Annotated in this window: 20 protein-coding genes and 1 pseudogene; 14 read left to right on the plus strand and 7 right to left on the minus strand. The window is 72.9% G+C overall.

Translation table 11 applies throughout. The features are described from left to right. Positions 1-121 precede the first annotated feature (121 nt). Entirely contained in the window at positions 122-559 is a 438-nt protein-coding gene (gene sodX, locus ACFV9J_RS31475; protein ID WP_385359801.1) for a nickel-type superoxide dismutase maturation protease, read from the plus strand. Here sodX and ACFV9J_RS31480 read toward each other — a convergent pair. Further along, positions 463-1,092, minus strand: a complete 630-nt coding sequence (locus ACFV9J_RS31480; RefSeq protein WP_385359804.1) for a CGNR zinc finger domain-containing protein — start codon at positions 1,090-1,092, stop codon at positions 463-465. The two genes, sodX and ACFV9J_RS31480, sit on opposite strands and share 97 nt — an antisense overlap. Positions 1,093-1,190: 98 nt before the next feature. Here ACFV9J_RS31480 and ACFV9J_RS31485 point away from each other — a divergent pair, with 98 nt between their 5' ends. After that, positions 1,191-2,012: a class I SAM-dependent methyltransferase gene (locus ACFV9J_RS31485; protein ID WP_385359805.1), complete on the plus strand. Its 822-nt coding sequence runs from the start codon at positions 1,191-1,193 to the stop codon at positions 2,010-2,012. A 76-nt stretch (positions 2,013-2,088) separates the two neighbouring features. Here the strand turns inward: ACFV9J_RS31485 and ACFV9J_RS31490 are convergent, their stop codons facing one another. Genes ACFV9J_RS31490 through ACFV9J_RS31500 form a run of 3 tightly spaced genes read right to left on the minus strand, consistent with a single transcriptional unit; the run spans position 2,089 to position 4,790 of the window. Continuing rightward, positions 2,089-2,850 (minus strand): amino acid ABC transporter ATP-binding protein, encoded by a 762-nt coding sequence (locus ACFV9J_RS31490; protein WP_121709743.1) that lies wholly within the window; start codon positions 2,848-2,850, stop codon positions 2,089-2,091. After that, the gene (locus ACFV9J_RS31495; RefSeq protein WP_385359809.1) at positions 2,847-3,797 is read right to left on the minus strand and encodes an amino acid ABC transporter permease; all 951 of its coding nucleotides are present in this window, start codon (positions 3,795-3,797) and stop codon (positions 2,847-2,849) included. Before ACFV9J_RS31495 ends, ACFV9J_RS31490 begins: the two co-directional genes overlap by 4 nt. A gap of 30 nt (positions 3,798-3,827) precedes the next feature. Beyond that, the gene (locus ACFV9J_RS31500) at positions 3,828-4,790 is read right to left on the minus strand and encodes an ABC transporter substrate-binding protein (protein WP_385359811.1); all 963 of its coding nucleotides are present in this window, start codon (positions 4,788-4,790) and stop codon (positions 3,828-3,830) included. A 640-nt stretch (positions 4,791-5,430) separates the two neighbouring features. Here ACFV9J_RS31500 and ACFV9J_RS31505 point away from each other — a divergent pair. From ACFV9J_RS31505 to ACFV9J_RS31520, 4 genes are all read left to right on the plus strand, one after another. Next, a complete protein-coding gene (locus tag ACFV9J_RS31505) occupies positions 5,431-6,660 on the plus strand; it encodes an NADP-dependent malic enzyme (protein ID WP_385359812.1) in 1,230 nt (409 codons plus the stop codon). 316 nt (positions 6,661-6,976) lie between these two features. Further along, positions 6,977-7,942, plus strand: a complete 966-nt coding sequence (locus ACFV9J_RS31510; RefSeq protein WP_104633756.1) for a zinc-binding dehydrogenase — start codon at positions 6,977-6,979, stop codon at positions 7,940-7,942. A 94-nt stretch (positions 7,943-8,036) separates the two neighbouring features. After that, positions 8,037-8,246: an HTH domain-containing protein gene (locus ACFV9J_RS31515; RefSeq protein WP_087807277.1), complete on the plus strand. Its 210-nt coding sequence runs from the start codon at positions 8,037-8,039 to the stop codon at positions 8,244-8,246. After that, positions 8,246-8,812, plus strand: coding sequence for a Clp protease N-terminal domain-containing protein (locus tag ACFV9J_RS31520; protein ID WP_385359815.1), 567 nt, complete (start codon positions 8,246-8,248; stop codon positions 8,810-8,812). The genes ACFV9J_RS31515 and ACFV9J_RS31520 overlap by 1 nt, the downstream gene beginning before the upstream one ends. Before the next feature lie 67 nt (positions 8,813-8,879). Here the strand turns inward: ACFV9J_RS31520 and ACFV9J_RS31525 are convergent, their stop codons facing one another. The 3 genes from ACFV9J_RS31525 to ACFV9J_RS31535 form a co-directional block, all read right to left on the minus strand. After that, entirely contained in the window at positions 8,880-9,962 is a 1,083-nt protein-coding gene (locus ACFV9J_RS31525) for a helix-turn-helix transcriptional regulator (protein WP_385359818.1), read from the minus strand. Position 9,963: 1 nt separating this feature from the next. Next, positions 9,964-10,914: a DUF4097 domain-containing protein gene (locus tag ACFV9J_RS31530; protein WP_385359965.1), complete on the minus strand. Its 951-nt coding sequence runs from the start codon at positions 10,912-10,914 to the stop codon at positions 9,964-9,966. 239 nt (positions 10,915-11,153) lie between these two features. Beyond that, positions 11,154-11,336 (minus strand): DUF6104 family protein, encoded by a 183-nt coding sequence (locus ACFV9J_RS31535; protein ID WP_014176503.1) that lies wholly within the window; start codon positions 11,334-11,336, stop codon positions 11,154-11,156. 187 nt (positions 11,337-11,523) lie between these two features. Here ACFV9J_RS31535 and ACFV9J_RS31540 point away from each other — a divergent pair, with 187 nt between their 5' ends. The 8 genes and pseudogenes from ACFV9J_RS31540 (at position 11,524) to fxsT (ending at position 25,816) form a co-directional block, all read left to right on the plus strand. Then, on the plus strand, positions 11,524-11,994 hold the full coding sequence (locus ACFV9J_RS31540; protein WP_385359821.1) for a CU044_2847 family protein: 471 nt from the start codon (positions 11,524-11,526) through the stop codon (positions 11,992-11,994). Then, positions 11,991-14,294 (plus strand): trypsin-like peptidase domain-containing protein, encoded by a 2,304-nt coding sequence (locus ACFV9J_RS31545; RefSeq protein ID WP_385359824.1) that lies wholly within the window; start codon positions 11,991-11,993, stop codon positions 14,292-14,294. The genes ACFV9J_RS31540 and ACFV9J_RS31545 overlap by 4 nt, the downstream gene beginning before the upstream one ends. Positions 14,295-14,462: 168 nt before the next feature. Next, positions 14,463-15,485: an AAA family ATPase gene (locus ACFV9J_RS31550; RefSeq protein WP_385359825.1), complete on the plus strand. Its 1,023-nt coding sequence runs from the start codon at positions 14,463-14,465 to the stop codon at positions 15,483-15,485. Positions 15,486-15,489: 4 nt separating this feature from the next. After that, positions 15,490-18,897, plus strand: a complete 3,408-nt coding sequence (locus tag ACFV9J_RS31555) for an SAV_2336 N-terminal domain-related protein (protein WP_385359826.1) — start codon at positions 15,490-15,492, stop codon at positions 18,895-18,897. A 40-nt stretch (positions 18,898-18,937) separates the two neighbouring features. Then, positions 18,938-19,132 carry an FxSxx-COOH cyclophane-containing RiPP peptide gene (gene fxsA / locus ACFV9J_RS31560; RefSeq protein WP_385359828.1) on the plus strand — a complete coding sequence of 65 codons (195 nt, stop codon included), beginning with the start codon at positions 18,938-18,940 and terminating at the stop codon, positions 19,130-19,132. Positions 19,133-19,317: 185 nt separating this feature from the next. Continuing rightward, positions 19,318-20,487 (plus strand): annotated as a pseudogene (locus tag ACFV9J_RS31565) (FxsB family cyclophane-forming radical SAM/SPASM peptide maturase); the annotation flags it as partial. Positions 20,488-20,963: 476 nt separating this feature from the next. Continuing rightward, complete coding sequence (locus tag ACFV9J_RS31570; RefSeq protein ID WP_385359831.1) at positions 20,964-22,664, plus strand: aKG-HExxH-type peptide beta-hydroxylase; 1,701 nt, start codon at positions 20,964-20,966, stop codon at positions 22,662-22,664. A 128-nt stretch (positions 22,665-22,792) separates the two neighbouring features. Next, positions 22,793-25,816: an FxSxx-COOH system tetratricopeptide repeat protein gene (fxsT, locus tag ACFV9J_RS31575; protein ID WP_385359833.1), complete on the plus strand. Its 3,024-nt coding sequence runs from the start codon at positions 22,793-22,795 to the stop codon at positions 25,814-25,816. Positions 25,817-25,923: the final 107 nt, after the last annotated feature.

Here is a 25,923-nt window from a genome sequence, read left to right on the forward strand (position 1 = left end):
CTTCTCAGGGGGGACATTACTCCCTGGGAGACCTGATTTCGCGGGTGCCCCCGTGGGCTTAGGACAAAAGTCCGGGGTGAGACTGAGACTGGTGGAGGAAAGACCGGGGAGGTGCCGGGTGATGCCGGAGCAACTGTCGCAGGAGACCGAGCGCGCCAGAGGGGCGCTGCCCTTCGGGCCGGCCGAGGTGACCGGGCCGTCGATGGTGCCCACGCTGCACCACGGTGACGTGCTGCTCGTGCACTGGGGGGCCCGGGTCCGGCCGGGTGACGTGGTCGTGCTGCGGCACCCCTTCCAGCAGGACCTGCTCGTGGTCAAGCGGGCGGCCGAACGGCGTGGGGCCGGCTGGTGGGTGCTCGGGGACAACGCGTTCGCGGGCGGCGACAGTACCGACTACGGGGTGGTCCCGCAGGACCTCGTCCTCGGCCGGGTCCGGTTCCGGTACCGGCCGCCGCGGGCGGGTCAGCGTTCGCCGCTCGCCGTGGTCCGCTGGGTGCTGTCGGCGGTCAGGCCGGTGCTGGCCGACCGGTCCGCCTCCAGGCGCTTGCGGGCGCGGTAGGCCGCCACGTTGGCGCGGGTGGCGCAGCGGTCGGAGCAGTAGCGCCGGGAGCGGTTGGTGGAGGTGTCCAGATAGGCGTTGCGGCAGGGGGCCGCCTCGCACAGGCCCAGCCGGTCCACCCCGTACTCGGTGAGGTGGAAGGCCAGGCCCATCGCCGCGATGGCCGCGAATCCGGCCGTCGCGTTGGAGGGGTGGTCCGCCAGGTGCATGTGCCACAGCGGGCTGCCGTCCTCCGCGCGGTGGTCGTGGCCGGAGATCTGCGGGCTCACCGGGAACTCCAGGAGCAGTGAGTTCAGCAGGTCCACGGCGAGGGTCTCGTCGCCGCCGTCGGCCGCCTCGAAGACCGAGCGCAGCCGCCCCCGGACCGAGCGGAACCGCGTCACGTCGGCGTCGGAGGCGCGCCGGGCCGCCGACTGGTTGGCGCCGAAGAGCTCACGGACGGCCTCCACCGAGGTCAGGGAGTCCTGTCCCCGCGACGGTTCCTCGGTGTTGACGAGACGCACGGCGTAATCCGAGTAATAGGCCAGTTCCACTTGTAGTCCTTACGACGGGGCTCTAGGGTCGTGCCTGCGGTCGGGTAACAGCTGATCGTGCTTCCAGGGTATTACGCGACGCAGTGCGGAGGGGCTCGATGACGAACGCGGACACGACCACGGCCACGGCCACTACGGCCACCACGACCACCACCACGGCCACGACGCCGGCGGCCGGTGCCGACTGGCAGGCCTGGCAGCAGAGCTGGGACCGGCAGCAGGAGTGGTACATGCCGGACCGAGAGGAACGGTTCCGGATCATGCTCGACATGGTCGAGGCGCTCGTCGGTCCCGCGCCACGCGTGCTGGACCTGGCCTGCGGCACCGGCACCATCACGGCCCGGCTGCTCGACCGGTTCCCGGACGCCACGAGCACCGGCGTGGACCTCGACCCCGCCCTCCTCGCCATCGCCGAGGGCACCTTCGCGGGCGACGGGCGGGTCTCCTTCGTCACCGCCGACCTCAAGGACCCCGACTGGCCGGCGAAGCTGCCGTACGACGCGTACGACGCCGTGCTGACCGCCACGGCCCTGCACTGGTTCCACGCCGAACCCCTCGCGGATCTCTACGGCCGGGTCGCGGAGCTGGTCCGCGACGGCGGTGTCTTCATGAACGCGGACCACATGATCGACGAAGCGACGCCCCGGATCAACGCGGCCGAGCGCGCGCAGCGGCACGCGCGGATGGACGCAGCCAAGGGGCAGGGCGCGCTGGACTGGTCCGAGTGGTGGCAGCTCGCCGCCAAGGACCCGGCGCTCGCCGGGCCCACCGCCCGCCGCTTCGAGATCTACGGCGAGCACGCCGACGGCGAGATGCCCTCGGCGGCGTGGCACGCGCGCGTGCTGCGCGAGAAGGGCTTCGGCGAGGCGCGGCCGGTGTGGTGCTCGCCGTCGGACACCCTGCTCCTGGCGGTCAAGTAGCCACGCGCCGAGGAACACGCGCCGAGGGGCGGTACGGAGATCCGTACCGCCCCTCGGCGCGTAATCGTGCGGCTAATCAGAGGACCTTGGACAGGAACGCCTTCGTCCGGTCGTGCTGCGGGTCGGTCAGCACGTCGCGCGGATTGCCCGACTCGACCACCACGCCGTTGTCCATGAAGACCAGGCTGTCGCCGACCTCGCGGGCGAAGCCCATCTCGTGGGTGACGACGACCATCGTCATGCCGGACTCCGCGAGGTCGCGCATGACGTCGAGGACGTCGCCGACCAGCTCGGGGTCGAGCGCCGAGGTCGGCTCGTCGAACAGCATCAGCTTCGGGTCCATCGCCAGGGCCCGCGCGATGGCGACCCGCTGCTGCTGGCCGCCGGAGAGCTGCGAGGGGTAGTTGCCCGCCTTGTCGGCCAGGCCCACGCGCTCCAGCAGGCCCCGCGCACGGTCCCTGGCCTGGGCCCGGCTCATGCCCTTGACCTGGACCGGCGCCTCCATGACGTTCTCCACGGCCGTCATGTGCGGGAACAGGTTGAAGCGCTGGAAGACCATGCCGATGTCCCGGCGCTTGAGGGCGACCTCGCTGTCCTTCAGCTCGTAGAGCTTGTCACCCTTCTGGCGGTAGCCGACCAGCTCGCCGTCGACGTACAGACGCCCGGCGTTGATCTTCTCGAGGTGGTTGATACACCTGAGGAAGGTGGACTTGCCGGAGCCGGAGGGGCCGATGAGGCAGAACACCTCGCCCTGCTTCACCTCCAGGTCGATGCCCTTGAGGACCTCGACGGCACCGAAGGACTTGTGCACGCCCTCGGCCTTGACCATGGCGGTCATGCCGCACCTCCCGTCGTGCTGGAGCGGTTCGACAGGGAGAACAGGTTCGCCCTGATCTTCTGCATCGGGGTGGGCGGCAGACTGCGGCTGGAGCCGCGGGCGTAGTAGCGCTCCAGGTAGTACTGGCCGACGCTGAAGACCGAGGTCAGCAGCAGGTACCAGGCTGCCGCGAGGAACAGCATCTCGGCCGGGGCGCCCGAGGTCTGGCCGATGTCCTGGGCGACTCTGAACAACTCGGCGTACTGGACGACCGACACCAGTGAGGTCGTCTTCAGCATGTTGATGACCTCGTTGCCCGTCGGCGGCACGATCACGCGCATCGCCTGCGGGACCACGATCCGGCGCAGCGTCTTGGTGTGGCTCATGCCGAGCGCGTGCGCCGCCTCGGTCTGGCCCTCGTCCACCGCGAGCAGACCGGCGCGGCAGATCTCCGCCATGTACGCCGCCTCGTTGAGGCCGAGGCCGAGCAGCGCCGTCAGGAACGGCGTCATGAAGTCGGACCACTCGTCGCGGTAGAACGGGCCGAGGTTGATGTACTCGAAGACCAGGCCGAGGTTGAACCAGACGACCAGCTGCACCAGGACCGGCGTGCCGCGGAAGAACCAGATGTAGAACCACGCGATGGACGAGGTCACCGGGTTCTTCGACAGCCGCATCACGGCGAGCAGGATGCCGCCGACGACACCGATCAGCATCGCGAGGACGGTGATCAGGAGCGTCTTGCCCATGCCGGTCAGGACACGGTCGTCGAAGAAGTAGTCCGGGATCGCACCCCAGTTGATCTTGCCTTGGGAGAAGGCGTAGACGACCGTGGCCAGCAGCGCGATCGCGACGACCGCGGAGACGTACCGCCCGTAGTGCCTCACCGGGATGGCCTTGATGGCCTCGGGCGGGGTCGGCGGGGTGCCGGCCGGGCCGCCCGCCGTCTTGTCTATGTCAACAGTCACGGATGTTGCCTTTCAGCGCCCGCCGCGCGGTCACTTGCCGCCGTTGACGGTGGCCTCGGTGACGGCGCCTTCCGACACGCCCCACTTGTCCATGATCTTCTTGTACTCGCCGTTCGCGATCACCGCGTCCAGCGCCGCCTTCAGGGCGTCGCGCAGCTGCGTGTTGTCCTTGGCGACCGCGATGCCGTACGGGGCGGCCTCGACCTGCTCGCCGACGATCTCGAAGTCCTTGCCGCCGCCGGAGGTCTTCACCGCGTACGCCGCGACCGGGAAGTCGGAGGAGCCGGCGTCCGCGCCGCCCGCGCGCAGCCGGGTCTGGGCCTGCTGGTCGTTGTCGAAGGCCTCCATGGAGATCTTCTTGCCGGCCGGGCACTTCTCGTTCTCGGCCTTGGCGAGGTCCTCGGAGACCGTGCCGCGCTGGAGCACGAGCTTCTTGCCGCACAGGTCGGACCAGGTCTTGATGCCCTGGTCGTCGCCCTTCTTGGTGTAGATCGAGACACCGGCGGTGAAGTAGTCGACGAAGTCGACGCCCTGGCCGACCTTCTTGCCGGTGTCGGCGTCGATGCCCTCCTGGCGGTCCTTGGTGTCGGTCATCGCGGACATGGCGATGTCGTACCGCTTGGAGCGCAGGCCGGTGATCAGGGTGTCGAAGGTGCCGTTCTCGAACTCGAACTTCACACCGAGCTGCTTGCCCAGGGCGTCCGCGAGGTCGGGGTCGATACCGACCGTCTTGCCGGAGTCGTCCTTGAACTCGACGGGCGCGTACGCGATGTCCGAGCCGACCTTGATGGTGCCCTTGTCGCGGATCGACTGCGGCAGCTTGTCGGCCAGCGGAGCACCGCCGGCGGACTGGTTGTCGCTGCCGCCGGAGTCGCCGTTCTCGGTCTGGTCGCCGCATCCGGTGAGCAGCAGGGCGCCGGCGACCGCGATCGCACCGACCGCTGCTAGCCGGGAGTGCACGGCGGTCGTACGACGGGTGGAGCGTGCGGTCATGGTGGTTCCTCCGGCGGATGAGGGAGTTGCCGATGGGGACGGTGGAGTTCCGGTGGGACGGGACGCCGGCCGGGGTCCGGCCGGTGCCGTGGGTCGACGAGAGCACACACCTTCGAGTGCCGCGACCTCGTGTGATTACGGCATCTTGCCATTCGGACTCGGCCATTCAGGGGGGCCGTCATGTCAAAATCGGATAACGGGTCACCCCCCGAACCGCACCAGGTCGGTACATCACGACCGAACCTTTGCGGGAATCTGCCCTTCCGGCCGGAAGATCTGCGGAATTTCTCGTTATCCGACCATGGATCGCGGGCGAGCAGGGCTGTCGAAGGTGCCGTGCGCGGGTCTGTCAAGGGGTCCGGAGAGGTTGTCCGGAACCCTGGCTATGAGCCATGTCACCGACATGCGGCGTTCGGGGTCCGGCATGTGAGCTTGCGCTTATCGGACTCGTCGCCGGGGGCGTCCGTCGGGTAAGAAGGTTCTTTACACCCCTCATCAGGGGCTCAGGGCGCGTGTGCGGCGCGCCCGTCGCGCAGGGGTCCACGTGGCCCAGACAGTCATCTCCCTGTGCGGTGCCCGCCCATTCCTCACCAGGAGTGGACAAACCCTCAAACCATGAACTCTTAAGGGGTAAGACAAAGTGGCAGCGGAGATCGTCAATCCTCGCAGCGACAGCGAAGCCGGTGCGGAGCAGGAGGCGGGCGCCGAGCCGCTCGACTCCTTCGACCCCGCGTTCGCGCTGCACCGCGGCGGCAAGATGGCCGTGCAGGCCACCGTGCCGGTCCGCGACAAGGAAGACCTGTCCCTGGCGTACACGCCCGGCGTCGCGAAAGTGTGCAGCGCGATCGCCGAGCAGCCCGACCTCGTCCACGACTACACCTGGAAGTCGTCGGTCGTCGCGGTCGTGACGGACGGCACGGCGGTGCTGGGACTCGGTGACATCGGGCCCGAGGCGTCCCTCCCGGTGATGGAGGGCAAGGCCATCCTCTTCAAGCAGTTCGGCGGCGTGGACGCGGTCCCGATCGCCCTGAACTGCACGGACGCCGACGAGATCGTCGAGACCGTGGTCCGGCTCGCGCCCTCCTTCGGCGGCGTCAACCTGGAGGACATCTCGGCGCCGCGGTGCTTCGAGATCGAGCGCAAGCTCCAGGAGCGCCTGGACATCCCGGTCTTCCACGACGACCAGCACGGCACGGCCGTCGTGACGCTGGCCGCCCTGCGGAACGCGGCGCGGCTGAGCGGGCGGACGCTGGGTGAGCTGCGGGCGGTGATCTCGGGTGCGGGCGCGGCCGGGGTCGCCATCGCCAAGATGCTGGTGGAGGCCGGCATCGGGGACGTCGCGGTCGCCGACCGCAAGGGTGTCGTCTCCGCCGACCGGGCGGACCTGACCCCGGTCAAGCAGGAGTTGGCCTCCTTCACCAACAAGGCCGGGCTCTCCGGCCCGCTGGAGGCGGCGCTCGCGGGTGCCGACGTCTTCATCGGCGTCTCCGGCGGTACGGTGCCCGAGCCGGCGGTGGCCTCGATGGCCGAGGGTGCCTTCGTCTTCGCGATGGCCAACCCGAACCCGGAGGTGCATCCGGAGGTCGCCCACAAGTACGCGGCGGTCGTCGCGACGGGGCGCTCGGACTTCCCGAACCAGATCAACAACGTGCTGGCGTTCCCGGGCATCTTCGCGGGCGCTCTCCAGGTGCGGGCGTCGCGGATCACCGAGGGCATGAAGCTGGCGGCGGCCGAGGCGCTGGCCTCCGTGGTGGGGGACGACCTCGCCGCGGACTATGTCATTCCGTCCCCGTTCGACGAGCGGGTCGCGCCGGCCGTGACGGCGGCGGTGGCCGCGGCGGCCCGGGCGGAGGGGGTTGCGCGCCGGTGACGGTGTGACGCCTGCGGTGTGATCTCTGCGGTGTGGTGAGTGGCCTCGTCCTTGGTGGGCGGGGCCGCTTGTCTTTTGGGTGCGGGTGCGGGTGCGGGTGCGGGTGCGGGTGCGCTGGTGCTGGGCGTGGGGTGGGGGCGCTGACCGGCGCTGGGCGGGTGCCGCTGCGCCCACCCGTGCCGCCCCAGCGGCACGACTGCCCGCAGCTGAGGGCGGGGCGGCTGCCCGCAGCTGAGGGCGGGGCGGCTGGCAAGAGGGGGTGTGTCACACGGGGCTGTGGTTCCGGTTGGCGGTCGGGGAACCTATCGTCAAGGTCATGTTCGCTGTCTATGCCGCCCGAATCGACCGCGACCAGCCCTTGGCCGGCCTGGAGTTGGGAGAGCTTCCGGCTCCCGAGGCCCGGCCCGGCTGGAGTGTCGTCGATGTCAGGGCCGCCTCCCTCAACCACCACGACCTGTGGTCCCTGCGCGGCGTCGGCCTCCCCGAGGACCGGCTGCCGATGATCCTCGGCTGCGACGCCGCCGGGATCGACGCGGACGGCAACGAGGTCGTCCTGCACTCCGTGATCGGCCAGACCGGCCACGGCGTCGGCCCCAAGGAGCCCCGCTCCATCCTTACCGAGCGCTACCCGGGCACGTTCGCCGAGCAGGTCGCCGTGCCGACCTGGAACGTCCTGCCCAAGCCCAAGGAGCTCTCCTTCGAGGAGGCCGCCTGCCTGCCGACCGCCTGGCTGACCGCGTACCGGATGCTGTTCACCAACGCCGGGGTGCGTCCCGGTGACTCGGTGCTGGTGCAGGGCGCCGGCGGCGGGGTCGCCACGGCCGCGATCGTGCTGGGCAAGGCGGCGGGGCTGCGGGTCTTCGCCACCAGCCGGGACGAGGCCAAGCGCAAGCGGGCGCTGGAGCTCGGTGCGGTGGAGGCCGTCGAGACCGGTGCGCGGCTGCCGCAGCGGGTCGACGCCGTGATCGAGACCGTGGGCGCCGCCACCTGGTCGCACTCCATCAAGTCGCTGCGGCCCGGCGGCACGCTGGTCATCTCCGGTGCCACCAGCGGCGACCGGCCCTCCCACGCCGAGCTGACCCGGATCTTCTTCCTGGAGCTCAAGGTCGTCGGCTCCACGATGGGCTCCAAGGACGAACTGGAGGACCTGCTGTCCTTCTGTGCCGCCACCGGTGTGCGTCCCGTCATCGACGAGGTGCTTCCGATGGACCGGGCCCGTGAGGGGTTCGAGCGGATGGCCTCCGGGGGGCAGTTCGGCAAGATCGTGCTCAGCAACTCCTGACGCGTTTCGCGAGATATGGCGGGCCCGGTTCTCCGGGCCCGCCTTCATGTCAACCAGGGTTGACAAGAGGGTCATGTCAACCTAAGTTGACTGTATGAGTGAAGCAACGGATCTCGCCACGCGTGCGGGTGACCGTGATCCCCGGATCGGGCTGCGAGCCGTCACCGCCCTGCGGAAGCTGGTGGAGCAGCTGGAAGCCGTACAGGTGCGCAGCGCCCGTGGGCAGGGGTGGTCCTGGCAGGAGATCGCCACGGAACTCGGAGTCAGCAGGCAGGCCGTGCACAAGAAGTACGGGAGGCATTGATGTTCGAGCGATTCACGAAGGACGCCCGCGCGGTCGTGCAGGGGGCGGTCGGACACGCCGAGGAGGCGCGGGCGGAGACCGTCGAGCCCGAGCACCTGCTGCTCGCCCTGCTGGACCGGGAGGGCAGGCGCGCCTCCTTCGCGCTGGCGGCCCTCGGCGTCGGCGAGCACCGGGACGCGGTACGCCAGGAGCTGGGGGACGCACGGCGCCGTGCGGGTCTGTCGCAGTCCGAGACGGAGGCCCTCGCCGGACTGGGCATCGACGTCACGGAGGTCGTCGCCAGGGTGGAGGAGGCCCATGGTGTGGGGGCGATGTCCGCCGACGACCGCAGGCGCGGGCGCCGGTGGTCGGGGCACCGGAGCTTCAGCCGAGGCGCCAAGGAGGTCCTGGAGAGGGCGCTGCGGGTCGCCGTCGCCCGCCGTGACCGGCACATCGGGGACGAGCATCTCCTCCTCGCCCTGGCCCTGCGTCCCGGAGTGCCCGCCGAGGTGCTCGCCGACCACGGGGTGACCCACGCGTCGCTGTCCAGGGTGCTGGGCGAGGGGGCCGGGAAGGCCTGCGCCTGACCGGTGGCACGGCGGCTCACCGGCGCGCGGCGCCCCTGGGGAACGGGGGCGCCGTGTCGTGTTGCGCTCAGGCCTCCGGCGTACGCAGGATCGCCCCGATGTGCGCCGCTGCCTCCGACAGCCGGCGGCGGGTGTCGCGCAACTGGCCGGACGTCACTCCGTGGTCCCGGGCGGCGTCGCGGATGTCGTCCCGGAAGCGGTCGAGCAGCCGGTCCAGGTCGCGCGCCGGGTCACCGGTGGATTCCGCGGCGTCCTCGTGGGCCCAGCTCGGCGCGTATCCGGCGGGGAAGTCCTCGGGCGTGGCGGAGTACTCGGGGCCCGGGGAACGCTCCGCGCGCGAGGCGGGGCTCCCGGTGTCGGTGCGTCCGAAGCCCCAGTCCTTGCCGAACTCCTTCCCGAAGTCCTTTCCGAAGTCGCCGACCTCCTTGGCCAGTTCGCTCAGGCCCTCACGCAGTCCCGTCGGCCAGTCGCCCCGCGAGAAGTGGTCCTGCACCTGTTCCTGCACGCGCTGGGCGATGCGCTGGACCTCCTCCTGCGCCTGGGTCCGGGCCCGCTCCTGGGCCTCCTTGGCCTGGCGCCGGGCCCGCTGGGCCTCGTCGCGGGCGCGGCGGCTCTCGTCCTTGGCGCGGCGGGCCTGCTCCTTCCACTCCTGCTTGACCCGCCGCATCTCCTCCTTGGCGGCCCGCCAGGCCTCCTTCTCGTCGCCTTCCCCGGCAGCGGCGGCGGAGCCGTCCCCTTCGTCGTGCGCCCCTGAGGTGCCCCGGCGGGCCGCGGTGGCCGCGGCGCGCATCTCCCGCCGCAGATCGCCGGCCGCACCCCGCACGTCGGCCCGGATCTCGGCGGCCAGCTCGGCGACCGACTCGCGGATCTCCAGCTCCAGGTCGGCCAGCTCACCGCTGCGGTCGGCCAGCTCGGCGCGACCGGCGTCCGTGATGGCGTACACCTTGCGGCCGCCCTCGGTGGTGTGGGTGACCAGGCCCTCCGCCTCCAGCTTGGCCAGGCGGGGGTACACCGTGCCCGCGGACGGGGCGTACAGGCCCTGGAAGCGTTCCTCCAGGAGCCGGATCACCTCGTAGCCGTGGCGCGGGGCCTCGTCCAGGAGCTTGAGGAGGTAGAGGCGGAGGCGGCCGTGGGCGAAGACGGGGGGCATGTCAGAGCACCTTCTTGTCGGTCGTACCGTCGGAAGGGGCGTCGGTGGCGCCCTGGTCCCGGACGGAAGCGGAATTGTCCCCCGAGTCGTCCCGTGCGGTGCCCGTCGGGCCGGATTCCGCCGGCTCCCGCTCCCACCGGGTGTCCTCCGTCGCCGGACGGCGGAGCAGGGCGATCGAGCCGGAGACCGTGGTGGCCTTCAGCCGGCCGTTGCCCGCGCCGAGCCGTCCGGTGATGCGCTTGGCCCCCCACTGGCCGCCCACCCGGAGGTCCTCGAAGGCGCTGCTGACCATGCCGCTGGCCGTGTTCGCCTCGACCTGGGCGTCGGCCGGCTGGGGCAGCCGGATGGCGATCTCGCCCGAGACGCTGTTCAGGCTGATGTCGGTGGGGCCTCCGGCCGGGTCCAGGTCGACGATCATCGAACCGCTGACCGAGTCGGCCCGCACGGAGGAGCCCGCCTCCACCACCGTCAGGTCGCCGGAGACGGAGTTGAAGCGGAGGTCGCCGGTGAGGGCCTGCGCCTCCACGTTCCCCGAGACGGTGTCGGCGCGGACGGGGCCCGCGAGACTCACCAGAGTGGTGTCCCCGGATACGCCCTTGACCTCGGCGGGTCCGTCGAGGCCGGAGACCACGGCTGCGGCGCTCACCGCCCCCACCTCCACGCGGGTGCCGGTCGGCACCGCCAGGGACACCACCGCACTGCGTCGCCAACCCTTGCGGTCCAGCCACTTCAGGAAGCCCTTCCAGGGCAGGTCCTCGTAGGCCACCGTGAGCACGCCGTCCCGGTGGGTCACGATCAGAGGGGGCCCCTCGATCTCGGAGACCTCCAGGCGGGCGGCACCTTCGTCCGTGCCCACCACGTTCACTGTTCCGCTGACGATGCGTACGTGGAGCCGGCTCACGGACTCGTCGAAGGTGAGCTTCCTGGGCTCCGCGACGGACCACTCGGACATGGTGCAGACCTCCTCGACCGAACGCGCCATATCGCGTCCTCCGAAATTCACGATATATCGCGGACACGGAAAGTCAAGACACCTGTTTTGGTGATCAATGATCGGCTGAGTGGGTCGATATGCCCTGGTGCGTAAATATGTCGACGGAAGAGTCCGTTTCCGCTCTCACTCCCGGCACCCGTGCGTCGCCCGTGCGTCGCCGCCCGCCTTCCGGCGCTGTCGCCTGTCTTCCCGCGTCCCTACTCGTCCTCGTCCTCGTCGTCCAGCCGTGCCAGCCACGTGGCCAGGCGCTCCACCGGTACTTCGAAGTCCGGGTTCAGGTCGACGAACGTGCGCAGCTGCTCGGCGAGCCACTCGAAGGTGATCTCCTCCTCGCCGCGCCGCTTCTCCAGCTCCTCGATGCCGCGGTCGGTGAAGTACATGGATCGTGCTCCGTCGGGTCTTTGCAGGGTTGAGAGCCTCCCGGGCGGGAAGAAACCTGTGCCTGCAGGGTGGAGAGATGGGGAGATGGGGTCTTTCCGTCAGTTGTGAAGAAGACAGCACAAGAATAGGCGCCCACGGGGCCGTGCCTTCCGGGGCCGTCGAGGGGCGCGGGGACGGGGGAATCGCATGGGACAGGAAGCGACGCGCGTCACGCGCATCGTGCTGCCGGACGGGACACCGGTCTGGGCCCGGATCTCGGGCGCGGCCGAGCTGCCGGCACCGTCCGGGCAGCTGTCGTACAGCGACACCGGCTTCACCGAGCGGATCGAGGCGAGCGTGGAGAGCCTGAACGCGCTCGTGACCGGCGTCGCGCGCTCGCTGGCGGAACCGCTGCGCGCGGTGCGGCCGGACGAGGTGAGCGTCCAGTTCGGCATCGAGTTGACGGCCAAGGCCGGCAAGGTCGTGGGCCTCCTCGCCGACGGCGAGGCCAAGGCGGGCATCTCGGTCACCCTCACCTGGAACGGCGGCCCGCCGGATCCGTCCGCGCCCGACCCGCGCGCCCCGGGCGGTGAGCCCCCCGACGCCACCGCGGACGCGTCCGCCCGCGCCCCGGAGCACGGCGGGAGCGGTGCCGCCGCTTCCGGGAGCGGGGCATGACGCACGGACGCGCCCCCGGCGCACCGGGGGCCCGGGACGCGGCCCGCCGTGCGCTGCGTGGCCTCGTCATGGCGGCGACCGTTCGCATTCATCGGCCGGACGCCGGGTATGCCCTCGACGAACCCGCGACGTTCCTCGGAAGCGGCTACTTCGTCGCCCCGAGCTGGGTTCTGACCTGCGCACACGTGGCATGCGGCGGTGAGGGGGGCGAGGTCGTGGTGGTGTACGAGTCCGCACCGGGCCGCGGCATGTCCGCGGTCTCGGGCCACGTGGCGGCGGCCCTTCCCGAGGGCGTCGGATCCCTGCCCGGCAACTGGCCCGCCCCCGACCTCGCGCTGGTGCGGCTGAGCGAGCCGGTCGACCACGAGTGCGTGTACCTCTCCGAGCGCCCGGCGGCCTACTTCGGCGAGGGCACGGTCCTGTACGCGGGCTGGACGGTGGTGGACGGACGACTGAGGATGCTCGACGGCACCCTCACCGTGCAGGGCACCATCGGCGGCTGGAACGCGGACGTCCAGATGCGGCTGGGGGACAACGACCTCCCGGACGGCGTCTCCGGCGGCCCCGTGATCGATCCGGAGCGCGGCGAGGTCATCGGCGTACTGAAGTCGCGCTCCGACCACGCGCGCGGGGGCACCTCCACCGGGCTCGAACAACTGCGGACGCTGCCCGTGCCCGCCGGAGAGCTGAAGACCGAACCCGACGACCTGTACCAGGCGGTGGTGCACGCCCACGACCGCTACCACCGCGACCGGCAGCGCCATCCGGACGCGCGCCGTCACACCTGGGCCGACGTGCAGGGCCGGCTCGGGGCCCGGCCCGGTCAGACGCTGAGCCCCGACGAGCGCGTCCAGTTGCTCGGACGCCTCGCGGACCTGCCGCCGCCGGCCAGCACCCGCTCCCTGCTGGACCTCCTCGACTCCCTCCAGGACTTCGAGGCACCGGCTCCGCTGCCCGCCCCGCGCGGCTGGCGCGACGGACTCGGCGCCCTGTACGAGTACGCGCGCGACGACGGCGCCCTCTACCTGGTGCTCGACTACGCGGTGCACGCCATGACCGCGGACCGCCCGTTCCTCGTGCCCAGCACGCCGGCCGCCGAGGAGGCCCTGTGGGCCGGGGTCTGGCAGGCCGCCCAGCGGCTCGGCCCCGGCCGCCGGAGCGCCCTCGTCGAACGGCGGATGGCCAGGATGACGGCCCGCCGACCCGCCCCGGGCCTGGTCGCCGGGCCGCGCGGGGCGCCCGCCGGTGGTCCGGAACGGTCGGCGGCCGGGCAGTCCTCCGTGCTGGTGGAGATCGTGCGACGCGGTTGGGAGCCGGACCGCTGCGACTGGTCGGTCTTCGCCGTGCGCTCCGACGGAGAGGCGAAGCGGCTCAAGGAGGTCCAGCGCGTCCCGCTGGCCGACCTCCCCACCCATCTGTCCGCGCCCCTCAAGGAGGGGTTCCGGCAGTGCGACACGCCGGGCCGGCCGGCGGTCCTGCAGGTGGCGACGGAGCACTCACTGCTGGCGCTCGACGTGGACGATTGGCGGCTCGGCCCCGGGGAGGAGCGACTCGGCACACAGCGCCCGGTCGTCCTGCGCTGCTCCGACCGCGACCAGCTGACCGAGTACGGCGAGAACTCCGAGTACGGCGAGAACTTCGAGTACGGCCAGAACCCCGAGTACGGCCAGAACCCCGAGTACGGCGACAACGCCGGATACGGGGCGTACCCCGGATACGGGGCGTACCCCGGACACGGCGAGAACGGTGAAGGCGGCGGAACCGGCCGGAGCCGTGGGACCGGCGGAGCAGGCGGCGGGCGGCCGGCGGCCGCTCCGGACGGTGACCACCGCCTGGACATCGACGAGGAACGCAGAGCCCGCTGGCGCTGGCTGCACGCCCACCCGGTGACGGCCGCGGTCCTGGACTGCGACGACGGGCTGCGCAAACCGGTACCGCCCGTCGAGGAGTTGCGGGGCCTGTCGCACGGCACGGTTCCGGTGCTGTGCCGCTTCGAAGCCCACGGCGACGAGGGCGACGCGGAGGGGCTCGCCCGGCTCGTGCGCGGCGGCTTCGGCGTGGCGCTGTGGCGCCGTGGGTACGGGCTGCCGGAGACGGTCTGCGGCGAGTTCCACCGCGGCACCCTGGACCAGATCGCGGGCCCGGCCGGAGCCCACCGACTGCCCGAGGCGGTGCGCGACCTGCGCCACAGGCTGCGATCGGGACGGCCGGAGACCTTCTGGGCCCACGGCATAGCGCTGCTGTACGACGACCCGCACCAGCCACTGCCCGGCGCGGGCGACCTGCTGGAGGCACCTTGACCACGGCCCGCGCGGGTCCGCGTGGACCGAGCGCCCCGGTGTTTCAACTCCCCCTGACAAGGCACCCCTTGAGCGATGTGCCTCTTACCAGTCCCGTTCAGGATCGATACCGTGATGGACGCCCCACGACGACAGCGCCCCCGGACGAGTGACGACGAGGATTGGATCATGAGCGAATCCAGCGAGTGGCTCATCTACCGGGGCGCCGGCGAACCCCACGACGGCATCGACCGCCTTCCCGACCCGCCCCCGTGGCGGGACTTCACCAGCCGGGACGCGGCAGGTTCCGGCGACGGGTCCGAGGACCGCAGACTCGGCGCCCACCGGCACCTGGCCGAACTGCACCGGCCGGGCGCCGAGGAACTCGAGATGATCAACGCCGCGCTGTACCTGCGCCGGCCGCTCCTCGTCACCGGCAGCCCCGGCGCGGGCAAGAGCACCCTGGCCCACTCGGTGGCGTACGAACTGGGCCTGGGCAACGTACTGCGCTGGTCCATCGTCAGCCGCTCCGAACTCCAGGACGGTCTCTACCACTACGACGCCATCGCCCGTCTCCAGGACGTGCAGATCGCCGCCCAGGCGGACAACGGACCGGGGTCCGGGACGCCGGGCGCGGTCGACGGCATCGGCGGCTACATCCGGCTCGGCCCCCTCGGCACCGCGCTGCTGCCCTCCGACAAGCCGCGCGTCCTGCTCATCGACGAGCTGGACAAGAGCGACATCGACCTGCCCAACGACCTCCTGAACGTACTGGAGGAGGGCGAGTTCGCCATCCCCGAGCTGGAACGCATCGCGGACCGGCTGCCGGACCGCACGGCCGAGGTGCTCACCGCGGACGGCGTGAAGGTGCCGGTGCGCGACGGCCGTGTGCGCTGCCGCGCCTTCCCGTTCGTGGTGCTCACCAGCAACGGCGAACGCGACTTCCCGGCCCCGCTGATGCGGCGCTGCATCCACCTGGAGCTCGGCCGCCCCGACCACAACCGGCTCGCCACCTTCGTACGGGCCCACCTGGGCGACGAGGCGGCACGCGCGGGCGACGACCTCGTCACCCGGTTCCTGGAGCGGTCCCGCAGCGAGCTGCTGGCCACCGATCAGTTGCTCAACGCGATATACCTCACCGACGCCGCCGCCACGCCCAGCCGCGACCGCCTGGCCGACCTGCTCATCCAGCGGCTCGATCGTCCGAGGTGACGCGATGCCCGACGAGACGGCGCGCCACGGTCCCGGCCACCACGGCCCCCCTGGCGGTCCTGGCGGTCCTGGCGGCCCCGGCGGCCCCGGCGGCGAGGGTTCCGAGGCAGGGCGCGCCGCCGTGCCCGCCGACGACCCGCTCGCCCGACTCGTCCTGAGGCTGCGGGAGATCGGCCTGGACCCGGACGCCGAGCAGCTCTGCGACGCGCTCTGGCTGGCCCGGTGGACCCGCTCCGCCGACGCCGCGGACGCTCCGCCCGCCCCGGACGCCCGCGTGGCGCCCCCGGTGGTCCGGCCACCCGCCGGACCCATGTCACCGCCACCGGACCGGACCCGGCCGCCCGCGCCCGAGCCGCCCGCCGTTCCGGCCGCCCGCCGGGTGGCCCTCTACCCGCTGCCCCCCGGCGACGGGCCCGGTGCGCACGGAGCCGGCCCGGCCCGCGCACTGCCGGTGGGTGTGCCCGCCGCCCCCGTGCTGCCCGCGCCGCTCGAACTCCAGCGAGCCCTGCGTCCCTTGCAGGGGTACCGCAGCCCGGCCACACCCCTGCGGTCCGAGCTCGACGAGGTCGCTACCGCGGAGGTGAGCGCCCGGGCCGGCGGACTGATCCTGCCCGTGCGCCGGTACCTGTCCCGCCGGGACGCCCGGTTGCAACTGGTGCTGGACGCCTCCTCCTCGATGCGCGTGTGGGGCCGGCTGTTCGCCGAACTGGCCCAGATCTTCAGCCGGCTGGGAGCCTTCTCGGACGTCCAGGTCAGCCATCTGCACCAGGGGCCGGACGGGGGCCCGGCGGTCAGCCGCAGCGCCGACCCCTACGGTGCGCCGCTGCACGCCGCCGACCGGCTCAGCGATCCGACCGGCCGCCGGATCGTCGTCCTGGTCAGCGACTGCGCCGGCCCGCTGTGGCACGGCGGCCACGCCCACCGGCTGCTCCACCACCTGTCCCGGCAGGGCCCCGTCGTCGTGCTCCAGCCGCTGCCGCAGCGCATGTGGAACCGCACCCGGCTGCCCGTCACCTTCGGCGGCCTGTCGCGCGGTGACACCCTGGGCGGCGGCGCCGTGCTGCGGGTGCGCACGGCCTCCGGCGCCGCCGAGGCCCGCCGCGGTGCGCTGGCCGTCCCCGTACTGCCGCCGGAGCCGGTGGCCCTCGGGTCGTGGGCACGGCTGCTGGCCGGTGCCGGTCCGGTGCCCGGCGCCGTGGGCTGGGTGCGTGCCGACCACCCGGCCGCCGCGGCCGCCCGCCCGGACCGCCGCCGCACACCGCTGGAACGGGTCAGCCGGTTCAGCGCCGGAGCGTCTCCGGCCGCCGCGCGCCTGGCCGTCTATCTCGCGGCGACCCCGCTCTGCCTCCCGGTGATGCAGCTGGTCCAGCGGACGATGCTGCCCGGGTCCGGCCCGTCCGAACTCGCCGAGGTCCTCGTCGGTGGCCTGGTCACCCGGGCCCGCGCGGACCAGGGCGGCGACGGCTCCCAGTGGTACGACATCGACCCCGAGGTGCGCGAGGCCCTGCTGTCCCGGCTCGGGCGGGACGAGGCCATGCTGGTCCTCAAGCACTGCTCGGAGTACATCGAACAGCACTTCGGCAAGGGCGGTCCCAACTTCCCGGCGCTCGCGCTGGCCCAGCTCGGCGACGGCGGCCCCGCCCGCCCGCACCCGCACCCCTCCGGCGCCGAACCCGGGTACCCGGGCGAGAACGGCGGCGACGCCGGGACCGCCCCGGTCCCGCAGCCCTTCGCGGAGGTCGCGGCCCGGATCCTGGAGCGGTTCATGCCGTTGCCCGAGCAGTTCGCGACGTACGACAGCCGCACCGGCCCGCAGGTCACCGCGGAGCGGCCCACGCACCGGGCGGTCGTCCGGGCGCGCGCCCTGCTCGCCCGGTTCGACGGCGAGGGCATGGTCCAGGACGTCATCGACGCCGTGCAGCTGCTGCGCGGCGCCACCGAGCAGGAACGCCCGGCCGGCGCCGACCCCGAGCTGTGGGGCGAGTACGCGCGCTGCACCCTGCGGCTGTGGGAGGTGCAGGGCGGTGCCGCGCTGCTGCGGGAGGCCACCCGGGCCGCCGAACGGGCCGCCGCGTCGCCGCACGCCCTGCGCGAGCGCGCCGTCCTCGCACGCGTACTGCACGCCGCCGCCACCGACGCGCGACGGCGCGGAGACCGGTCCGGCGCGCTCGACCTGCTGCGCCGCGCCGACCGGGAGTACGCGGTCGCCTGCGCGGCACCCGGCCTGGACGAGGCGGAGGCGCTGCGGCTCACCCTGGAACGGGTCGCCTCCCTGGAGACCCAGTGGCGCCTGGGCGGCGACAGCGCCCTCCTGCAGAGTGCCGTCGGCATGCTGGAGGCGTTCGCCGACGCCTGGCCCGACCGCGGCGACCGCCCCGCCGAGCTGCTGCTGGCCCACGGCCGCACCCTGCTGCGCCTGTCCGAGGTGACCGCGGACCCGGTCCAGGTCCGGCTGTACGCGGAGCAGTCGGCGCGGTCGCTGCGCCGGGGACTGGAGTCCGGCCCGGCACCGGACACCAACGAGTCCGTCCGCGACCGGGTCCGGGTGCTGATCGACCTCGTCGACGCGCTGCTGTCGGCGGGCGGCCCGCTGGACGAGGCCCAGGCCAGGACCGACGAGGCCCTCGGCCGGGTCCGCGAGCAGGGGCAGCGCGCGGCGCTGCTGGTCCGCGCCGGGCGGGTGGCCGTCGCGCGCTACGCCGAGTCGGGGGAGCCGCCCGAACTGCACGGGGCCGCCGACCGATTCGCACAGGCGGCGCACTGGATGTCCCGGGACGCGCCCGCGCACGCGGACGTGCTCGCCGAGTGGGGCGGCGTACTGCTCCGGCTGGCCACGCTGGAGCCCGCCGACCGGCGCCAGGACCAGTTGTCCCGCGCGATCCGGGTGCTGCGGGACTGCCGGATGGAGACCCCGGCGGGCAGCCGGCGCGTCGCCCACCGGCTGCTGCTCCTCGGACAGGCGCTCATGGTCCGGTACCAGGCGCGCGGCGACCGGGTCGACCTCCGGGAGGCGGAGCATCTCTTCGGGCTCGCCGCGGCCGACGCGGAGGACTCGTTGCTGGCGGCGCGCTGCCGACTGGAGCTCGGGCAGGCCCAGTTCGAGGCGTTCCAGAGCCTGGGCCGCGCGGCGCGCCTGGATGTGGCGGTCGACGCCTTCCGGGCGGCCGCCGAGTCGGCCCGCCGAGCCGAGGAGGAGGCCGAAACCGAGCGTCGGCGCCAAGAAGCCGTGGAGCTCGCCGCACAGGCGCACCACTGGCGGGGTATGTCCTTCGAGGCGGCCGTGCGGCCCCGCGCGGCCCGGGAGGCCTACGCGGCGGCGCGGGCGCAGTGGGACCGGTTGCCGGACGACCGGCTGGCCACGGGCGAACCGACCGCACGGCAGACGGCACAGCGGCTCGCCGACCTGGAGTGAGGGCGGAACAGCGGCGCGCAGCCGAGGAGAGGAACGGGGCATGGACATACGGGACGAGGCCGGGGCGGAGCAGGCGCCTGCGGGCGCCGGGGAGCCACTGCCGGACCTGCTGGAACTGGACCTCGCACAACTGGGCACCATCGAACACCCGGTGCTGCGCGAGGTGCTGGGGGAACTGAGGGCGCGGGCCGCGGAGCCGAGCGAGATGCTGTGGGGCTTCGACAACTCCTTCTGACCGGCGGCGGCGGCGGTCGTCCGGGCGCGTGAAGACATGTGAATAGGACAACTTTCGCGGAGCCGGGTTTTGCGCACCCGCCGCGCCGGGAATGCGGCTTCGTGCGGCACGGTGCCGTGGCGCCGACTCGGGGCGACGCCGGCGGACCGTCACGGCATGGGGGTGCTGGAGTGTCGGAACAGGCCATGACCGATCCGGCTCCGGCCGTACCCGGTGGGCGGACCGGACCCGAAGGACCCTTTCCCTTCCGGCAGTTCATCGTCAAGATGCACGGCCGCTGCAACCTCGCGTGCACCTACTGCTACCTCTACGAAGGCCCCGACAGCGGTTGGCGCGACCGTCCCGCCGCCGCCTCCGGCGCCGTCCTGGACCGCACCGCCACCCGCATCGCCGAACACGCCGAGCGGCACGCGCTGCGTGACCTCGCCCTGGTTCTGCACGGGGGTGAACCGCTGCTCGCCGGGGCCGGCCCGCTCGCCGAGGTCACCGGGCGGGTGCGGGAACTCGTGCCGCGAGGGTGTCAGGTCCACGCCACCGTGCAGACCAACGCCACCCTGCTCACCGAGGAACGCCTCGCCGTCCTGGCCGACGCCGGCCTCCGCGTCGGCATCAGCCTCGACGGCGGCACCGCCGCCCACAACCGACGGCGGGTGGACCACGCGGGCCGCCCGTCCTGGCCCGCCGCGGCACGGGGGGCCCGCCTGGTCGCCGAGCGCTTCCCCGAGTCGTACGCGGGGATCCTGACCGTCGTCGACCCGACGCTGGACCCGGTCGAGACGTACGAGTCGCTGCTCGGCCTGCGTCCGCCCGCGCTGGACCTGCTGCTGCCGCACGGCAACTGGACCGCGCCGCCGCCGGGCCGGACCGGCGTCCGGTACGGCGACTGGCTGTGCGCCGTCTTCGACCGCTGGTGGGCCGCAGGGCGGCGGGAGGTCCGGGTACGGCTCTTCGAGGAGTGCGTGGCGCTGCTGCTGGGTCTGCCCGCGGCCACCGAGGCGCTGGGGCTCACGCCGTTCGACGCGGTCGTGGTGGAGACCGACGGGTCGATCGAGCAGGTCGACTCCCTCAAGTCGGCGTACCCCGGGGCCGCGCGCACCGGCCTCGACGTGTTCCGCCACACCTTCGACGACGCGCTGCGGCACCCGGGCGTCGCCGCCCGGCAGGCCGGCACCGCGTCGCTCGCGGGGGAGTGCCGGGCCTGCCCGCTGCTGCGGGTCTGCGGGGGCGGGCACTACGCGCACCGCTACCGCGCCGGGCACGGCTTCCGGAACCCGTCCGTGTACTGCGCGGACCTCCAGCGCTTCATCCACCACGTGTCCTCACGGCTCACCGCCGCGACGAGGGGCCCGACTCCGGGCGGCCAGGTTGCGACCGGCCCGCCGGAGCACGGCCCGTCCGCGACCGGCCTGCCCGCGAGCGGTCTGCCCGCGAACGGTTCAGCCGCGACCGGCCCGTCCGCGATGGCCCCGGCGCAGGCTGGGCCGTTGGCCGTCGGTCCGGCGTCGGCTGGTGCTTGCGCGGCCGGTGGCGCAGCGCAGTCCGGGTCGGCTTCGGCGGGTCCGTCCGCGACCGGCTTGGTGTCGGTTGGCCCGTCCGTCGACGGCCCGGCGTCGGTCGATCCGTCGGTCGTCGGCCCGGCGTCGGCTGGTTCCTCCGCCGTCGGCCCAGCGCCGGCCGGGCTGACCGCGACCGCTCCGGCGCCCGCTGGGTCGGCTTCGGCTGGTTCGGGCGCCTCGGGAGGTCCCGCGTCGGCGGGTGTGGCCTCGGGGTGGCCGGTTGTCAGTGGTTCGGCTGCCGCCGGGACGGGCCCGGCCGGAGGGGGCGCTTCGTGATGTTTCCAGTCGTTCCCGAGCGGGCCCTTCTCGAACTCGCCCGGACCGAGGGCGGATCCGACACCCTGGCGCTCCTCGTGCGGGATCAGGACACGCGACGGCTGCTCCTGCTGCGTGCGGTGCTCGACGCGGCCGAGGCGGCGGAGCGGTCCGTCTGCACCGACGCGCAGAAGGCGAGGCTGCGCGCGGACTGGGCGCTGCTGACCGAGGCGGACCGGCTCCCGGCGCCGGGTGCGCCGACCTCGGAGCACCGGCCCGGCCGCGCGGCAACGCGCAGCGACCGCGAGGCCCTGCCCGGTGGGTGGAGTACCCGGGCCGCCGACGCCCCGCCCGGTGCGCGGGGTACCAGCGCCGTGGCCGACGCCCTGCCCGGTGCGTGGAGTACCCGGGCCGTCGGCGAGGCCCCGCCCGGTGCGGGGAGTACTCGGGCCGTCGGCGAGGCGCCGCCCGGTGCGTGGCGTGGTTGGGCGGGAGCCGGTGTGGCCCCGGCCGGTGTCGGCGCGCGGTTCGCGAACCCGGCACGTGACCGCCTGTTCCATCCCCTCACCGGCCCCTGGGCGCGCTCCTGTCTGCGTGGCCTCGACGCCGCCCCGGGGCCGGCGGGCGGCGAGCGCGAGCGGCGGCTGCGGCGCGACCTCGCGCACTTCAGCGCGATCGCCGCGGTGGTCGCCGCCGGTGCCGGCATCCCGTTCAGCACCCGCCTCACCGCCCGCGCCGGAGTCCTCGCCCTCCCCTCGCTCGGCGCCCTGCACACGGCCCGGTCCGGTGACGTACCCGTCGACGTCACCTGCACCGAAGGCCGACTGGTCCTGCGCCAGGCCGACGCCCCCGACGTGACCGTCCACCTGGAGAGCGGCGTCGGCGCCTGGTCCGGCGCCCTGGCCTGGACCCCCGCGCACGCGCTCCCCGGCCTCACCCCGACGGCACCGCCGCTGCCGCTCGACGACCTCGACCCGTACCGCGAACTGCCCGACGGCCCCGGCCACGGCGACCTGCGCACACCGCTCGCCCTAGACGACGCCGAACGTAAACGGTGGCTCCAGGCCTGGTCCGGCACGGCCCTCGCGCTCCGCGCTGGCGGCGCGCAACGCCTCGCCGAAGCGGGCGTGCTGCTGCGCTGCCTCGTCCCGCTGGAGACACCGCCCGACGTCGGCACCGGCCGCGGCAGTTGCAGCGCCACCCGCCGCGAGGCGTTCGGCGCCCTCCTCACCAGCACCCCGCCCGACCCCGTGACCCTCGCCGCCACCCTCGTCCACGAGCTGCAGCACGCCAAACTCGCCGCCCTCAGCGACCTGGTGACCCTGCACCGAGCAGGTCCCGCGGCCCGGTACTTCGCCCCCTGGCGCGCCGATCCCCGGCCCTACGACGGCCTGCTCCAGGGCACGTACTCGCACCTCGCGCTGGCCGCGTTCCACCAGCGCCGGGCACTCGTCGGCGGGCTGCCGGACCGGGACTGGGCGTGGGCCCAGCACGCGCGCTACCGCGCCCAGGTCGGGGCTGCCCTGCCCGCCCTCGTCGGCTCCCCCGACCTCACCGTGCGAGGGCGCCGGTTCGTCGACGAGATGGCCGCCACCCACGAACGGATGGCGGAACACCCCGCGCCCAGGGGCCACGTCGCACGCGCACAGGCGTACGTGGCCTCCGCGCGCACCCTGTGGACCCGGCGTCACGCCTCCGCGCTCCCGCCCTCTAACGGATGAATGCCCACGCGCGGCCGCCGGGTACGGAAAGATCGTCCGTACAGGGGGTGTTGCCGTAGGTCGGCGGACTTACGCGCGACGCTCCGGGGTCCTAGGATTTTGTGGTACTACGTGCTGGAGGCCACTGCATGTCTGGAGCTCGCAAGCCGGTCGAGACGGCCGAGAGGGGGACCGCCAGGCAGACGGTCACGATCCACTTCGCAGGCTTCAACCGCGCCTGGGCGGCCTGGATCGGGGACCGGCTGGAGCGGCGCGGCGTACGGGTGGTGCCCCTGCGCTGGGACTCCCCGGCCGATGTCCCGCTGGTGGACCTGCTGCGCGACCTGACGCTCGCCGAGGGCCGGGTGCTCATCATCGTCAGCGAGTGGTACTTCCAGCTCGGACCGCGCACCCACGAGGAGTGGAACGCGGCCCTGCGCGAGATCGTCGCCCCCGATCCCTCCCGGTTCGCGGCCGTGTCCGTCACCACGGCGGCGGTCCCGGCCGCCGCGGCCGTACTGGCACCGGTCGCCCTGACCAACATGGGCGCCGAGGAGGCGGAGCGCCGCCTGCTGGACCGGCTCGACCTGCCGTCCGAGGCGCTCGCCGAGACCCCGGCGGAGTCACGCCGCGCGCCGCGGTTCCCGGCCGCGATGCCGGACGTGTGGGGCGTGGTGCCGCGGCGCAACACCCGCTTCACCGGCCGCGAGCCGCTGTTCAACGAGGCCTACCACCTCCTGCAGAGCGCCGAGTCCGGCGCCGGCGTGCTGACCCTGCACGGCATGTCCGGGGTGGGCAAGACCCAGTTCGCCGCCGAGTACGCGCACCGTTTCGGGTCCGAGTACGACGTGGTCTGGTGGGTGAACGCGGAGAAGCGCGTCACCTACCGGCGGCAACTGGCCGAGCTGGCCCCGAAGCTGAACCTGCGGACCGGTCAGGAGTACGGCGAGCGGCTGCGCGCCGTACGCGACGCGCTCCGTCGCGGGGAGCCCTACTCGCGGTGGCTGCTGGTCCTCGACGGGGCGGACGAGCCGGACCAGATCTGGGACCTGCTGCCGACCGGGCCCGGACACGTCATCGTCACCTCGCGCAACCCCGAGTGGAGCGAGCACAACAGCAAGCTGCTCGAAGTCCGGGTCTATCCCCGCGACGAGTCGGTCGCGTTCATCCGCCGCCGCGCCCCCCGCCTGTCGGAGGCGGACGCCGACCAACTGGCCGAGGCGCTGGGCGACCTGCCGCTGCTGCTCGACCAGACGGCGGGCTGGCTGAACGACTCCGACCTGTCGGTCGACGAGTACATCGCCCTGCTGGAGGGCGGCATCGACAGCGACGTGGTGAAGGTGTCGGCGGACTTCCCGCTGGCCTTCCAGACCGCCTGGTCGATACTGCTGAACAAACTCCGGGAGACCGTCCCGGAGTCCGTCGACCTCCTGCGCCTGTGCACCTTCTTCGCGCCGGGTTTCATCCCCGTACGCCTGCTGAAGGAAATGCCCGTCGACGAACTGCCCGAGCAGCTCGCCGGACTGCTCAACGACCCGCTGCTGTGGAACAAGGCGATCAACCAGCTGCGCACCTACTCGGTGGTCCGGCTGGAGTCCCACGAGGCGTCCCTCGACGAACCGGTGTCCGCCGGAGAATCGCTCTACCTGCACCGCATGGTCCACCAGATCGTGCACAAGGACATGCCGGACGCCGACCGGGGCGAGTTCATCGACGTCGTACGGCGGGCCCTCGCCGCGGCCGATCCGGGCCGGCCGACCGAGACCCGGCTGTGGCCTGGTTACGCGGAGATCGTGCCGCACCTGAAGTACGCGGACGTCCTCAAGAGCAAGGACACGAAGGTCCAGCGCATGGTCCTGAACTGCCTGCGCTACATGTTGTTCTCCGGCGAGTACCGGGCCGGCATCAAGCTCGGCGAGCGGGCCCTCACCGCCTGGCGCCGCCTCCTCGGCCCGACCCACGCGCGGATCTGGGAGCTGACCCACCACTACACCAACCTGCTGCGCGCCATGGGCGACTACGCCCGCACCGAGGCCCTCAGCCGCGACGCGGTCGAGCACCTCAAAGAGGAACGCGGACCGCAGGACCTCGACCACCTGCGCGCCGCCGCGGGCCTGGGCGGCGACCTGCGCGGCCTCGCCCGCTACGACGAGGCCCTGGAACTCTCCCAGTGGGTCCTGGCGGCCTACCGCGAACTCCTCGGCGACCAGGACTCCAGGACCCTGAACGCGCAGAACAATCTGGGCGTCTCCCTGCGCCATCTCGGCCGCTACGAGGAGGCGCTGGAGACCGACCGGAGCACCATGGAGGCCCGCCGCCAACTGCTGCGCGCCCGCCATCCGTGGGCGCTCAACTCCGAGATCTCGTACGCCACCGACCTCCGCCTGCTGGGCCGCTACGCCGACGCCGAGTCCCTCCAGGCGAAGAACGTGCGCGAGAACCGCATCGTGATGGGCCCGGACAACCCGCAGACCCTCAAGGCCGAGTACAACCTGGCGCTGTGCCGGTACCGCCTCGGCGAGCGGGCACCTCGCGGCGAGGAGCCGGGAACGATGCTGAGCAGTGTTCTGGAGCGCGGAGAACGTGTACTGGGCGAGACCCATCCGCACACGCTGATCTTCGCGGCCGGACAGAGCTGCTACGCCCGCGAACACGGCGACATCGACCAGGCGCGCGAGCTGAGCGAGGCAGTCGTCGCCCGCTACGAGATGATGCTTCCCGCGGGACACCCGTTCATCGCCGGGGCCCGCGCCAACCAGGCACTGATCCTGCGCAACGTCGGGGAACGCGAGCACGGCCACGTCCTCGTCGAACAGGCGCTGGCCGAGATGGCGCAGGCCGTCGGCGACAGCCACCCCTGGACAGTCGCCTGCGCCCTGAACGCCTCCGCGCTGCGGAACCTGGTGGGCGACATCGAGGGGGCCGCCGAACTCAGCCGGGACACGGCGGCGCGGGCCATCGAGTCGCTCGGGCGGACGCACCCGCTCACGCTGTCGACCCGTATCGCGTACGCGGCGGACCTGCGCGGCCTGCGGGACCGCCGGCAGGCGGAGAAGGTCGAACAGGAGGCGCTGTCCGACCTCGACGCGACACTGGGCAGCAAGCACACGCACACCGTCTCCGCCCGTTCCCGCAACCGTCCGTACTGGGACTTCGAGCCCCAGACCCCCTGACCTCGCGAAGGACGAGACCGGTCGGTCACGTTCGTTGCCCCGGGGCGCATAACCCCCCGCGCCCCGGGGAAGAACACGGGTCCACTCAACACACCTGTAACACACAC

Source organism: Streptomyces sp. NPDC059906, assembly GCF_042730645.1.
Classification (GTDB): domain Bacteria; phylum Actinomycetota; class Actinomycetes; order Streptomycetales; family Streptomycetaceae; genus Streptomyces; species Streptomyces rubrogriseus.